This is a genomic window from Thiohalocapsa sp., from assembly GCF_019695415.1.
GTDB lineage: Bacteria > Pseudomonadota > Gammaproteobacteria > Chromatiales > Chromatiaceae > Thiohalocapsa.
Map to the genome: position 1 here is coordinate 1 of NZ_JAIFKJ010000123.1, position 2676 is coordinate 2676.

A 2676-nucleotide genomic window follows, 5' to 3' on the forward strand; every position below is an offset into this window, starting at 1 on the left:
TGTCGCGGCCAGAGGCCGCTCCCACAGGGGGTTGTTTGCGTTGTTCCAATTGCGGCGGAGTTGTGTTACGAATTCGTGACAAGCCTGAGGTCGCCGCTCGGTCTCTCCGCCCGGCGGCTGGTCCGGTGTCACAGCATGGAGACCGCCGCTCATGTCGCTCCTCCCACGCCGCCAGCGCGGACCGCGTCGACGTCGAACCGCTCTTGCGTCGGCTGCATTGCTGCTTGTGGGGGCAGTCGTCGGCCTCCAAGCCCACGCGGAGCCACCCTCTCACGCTACCGCACCTGAAAGCCCGCCTGCGCCAGAGCCCGCGGCCTGCGGCTCGCCCTTCTCCCGCGCCGCGACCGAAATTGCACCGCAAGCGCTGCTGGCGCAGGCGGCGCACTGCGCTGATCCGCTGGTGGCGAAGCTGCTGCGCAATCGCGCCGAGCACGCGAAGCAGCTGCGCGGGCTCGCGTTCATGTCTCAGCTGCAGCGACAAGGCGGCAACAACGATCATGCCCGGCTGAGCCAGTGCCGGATGTACACCGGACTCGCCGAGGCGTTTGCCGAGCGGATGCAGCGCGACGATCCGGCAGCGTTGCCGGCCGCACTGGCACAACTGAACCTCGCGTATTCGCAGGCCATCTACATCGCTGAGCGCACCATTAAAGGTCATGAGCACATCGTTGGCCTGCCGATGAGTCCGCGCTGATTCGCACGACGCACGGCTTCCGCCCAAGGGGCTCGCGGGGCCGCAGAGGGATCGGCGCTTTCGCCACGCCCACCAATGGCGCCCGACCCTTGCCATTTTCGCCCCATCGCGCACACTTTCAGGAAGGGCTCCTGGAGCTTCCGGGAACCGCCACCCGACGGAGAGCGCGATGAACGACGGCAAGCAGCACCGCGACGACGACAACACCACCGACCGCCTGGTGGACGCCTATGACGAGATGCTCAAGCGCACACGCGAGGGCATCGAGCATGCGCAGCAGCAAGCCGAAGAAGCCACCCCGAAGCTGCGCCATATGCTGGAGCAAGTTCGCGAGAGCATGGTGGAGCTCGGGGAGCTGACGCGGGAGGAAGCGGCCAAGATTGCCGATTACGTGGAGCGGGACGTGGAGGACGCCGCACACTGGCTGGTGGACACGGGCGAGGACCTGCGCGAGTGGTGGCGGTTCGACCTCGAGCTCATCGAGCAGCGCATGCTCGACGCCTTCACCAGCGTCGCCGACCAGACCAGCCTGCAGCTCAAGCAGTGGGCCGAGCGCGCCCGCCAGGCGAGCCTGTATCAGGCAGGCCAGATCACCGGCCCAGGCACCCTCGTCTGCGACAAATGCGGCGCCGAGACCCATTTCACACGCACCGGGCGCATCCCGGCCTGTGCCGAATGCGGCAACCTCACCTTCCGTCGGCCGCGTCCGGGCGAGAACAGTACAGCCGACGGTTGAAAGGCCGCTTGAATGGCGCGACGCGGCGGATTCGACGCCGGCGAGGGGCCCCGGTCACGACCAACCGCGGCCGCCCATAGACGCAGCAAAGCGCTCATATATACTTCTGCCCTGCCACATGCCGCGCCCGCTCCAACGCGGCGTGCGCTGCAACCGTCTATGGAGATCCGCCATGGCCATTGACATCGAAGCCCAGGTCGATCGCATCCTTGAAGATGCGCGTGAGGAATTGCTCGCGGTCGTCCGCGCCGAGATGGAAACGACGCCCCCTGAGCCAGAGGATGCGCTTGCAGCACCGACGCCCGCCACGCGCGATGCGGCGGCGGAGCCCGAGGAACCAGGGGCCGACAGCGCGCCGGCAGCAGCGGAGGTCCCTGACCACCCACCGCGGGTGGAGACGGAGCACGAGCCGCCGTTCGTGTACGACTACCCCAGCAAGACGCCGGACGGGCGCTTCGTGCCAGTCTCCTGGACGGGCCCGATACCCGGCCAGGCGGCGATCAGCAATGACGACATTGCCGAGCTGGCCGACACCTGGAGCGTGAATCCCTGCCACCTGCGCGCCGTGCTCGCGGTGGAATCCGCCGGCTCGGGTTTTCTGCTCAGGGAGCCGCCGCCGGCGCGGCCCAAGATCCTGTTCGAGGCGCACTGGTTCTACAAGCTCACTCCGCTGCCCGTGAGCAAGACGCGCCCGGATCTAAGCTCACGGCGCTGGAACCGCAATCTCTACAAGGGCGGCAGTGCCGAGTGGGGCCGGCTGCAGGATGCCATGGAGTTCGACCCGCTGCAGGCGCTGAAGTCAGCCAGCTGGGGGCTCGGCCAGGTGATGGGCTTTAACTACACCGTGGCCGGCTGCGAGAGCATGGAGCAGTTCGTGGTGGAAAACTTTACGGGTGAGAAGGCGCAGTTCAACCACATGCTCGCCTTCATCGACAACAACGATCTCATGGGCCACCTGCGCGCCGGGCGCTGGGCGAGCTTCGCGAAGGGCTACAATGGTGCCGGCTACCGGGCGAACCGCTACGACGAGAAGCTCGCGGCGGCTGCTCGACGCTGCCGCTGACGCGCCTAGCGGGAGCGGTGTGCTTGCCGCGACTTCGACCTCGCCCGCGGCTGTCGCGGCCGGAGGCCGCTCCCACAGGGGGGCGCTTGGCTGTGTGGGAGCGGCATTCTTGCCGCGACTTGGGCTGCGCGGCTGCTGTCGCGGCCAGAGGCCGCTCCCACAGGGGGGCGCTTGGCTGTGTGG

Annotated in this window: 3 protein-coding genes; all 3 read left to right on the forward strand. The window is 67.8% G+C overall.

What is annotated here, in order from left to right; all coding sequences use genetic code 11:
* Positions 1–400 precede the first annotated feature (400 nt).
* Positions 401–694, forward strand: coding sequence for a hypothetical protein (locus I6U14_RS03005; protein WP_296896784.1), 294 nt, complete (start codon positions 401–403; stop codon positions 692–694).
* A gap of 169 nt (positions 695–863) precedes the next feature.
* Positions 864–1430: a zinc ribbon-containing protein gene (locus I6U14_RS03010; protein WP_296896785.1), complete on the forward strand. Its 567-nt coding sequence runs from the start codon at positions 864–866 to the stop codon at positions 1428–1430.
* A 172-nt stretch (positions 1431–1602) separates the two neighbouring features.
* Positions 1603–2493, forward strand: a complete 891-nt coding sequence (locus tag I6U14_RS03015) for an N-acetylmuramidase family protein (protein ID WP_296896786.1) — start codon at positions 1603–1605, stop codon at positions 2491–2493.
* Positions 2494–2676 lie beyond the last annotated feature (183 nt).

Coding starts and splice junctions, on each gene's coding strand:
- I6U14_RS03010 (WP_296896785.1), top strand. CDS start 864: ATGAACGACGGCAAGCAGCACCGCGACGACGACAACACCACCGACCGC.
- I6U14_RS03015 (WP_296896786.1), top strand. CDS start 1,603: ATGGCCATTGACATCGAAGCCCAGGTCGATCGCATCCTTGAAGATGCG.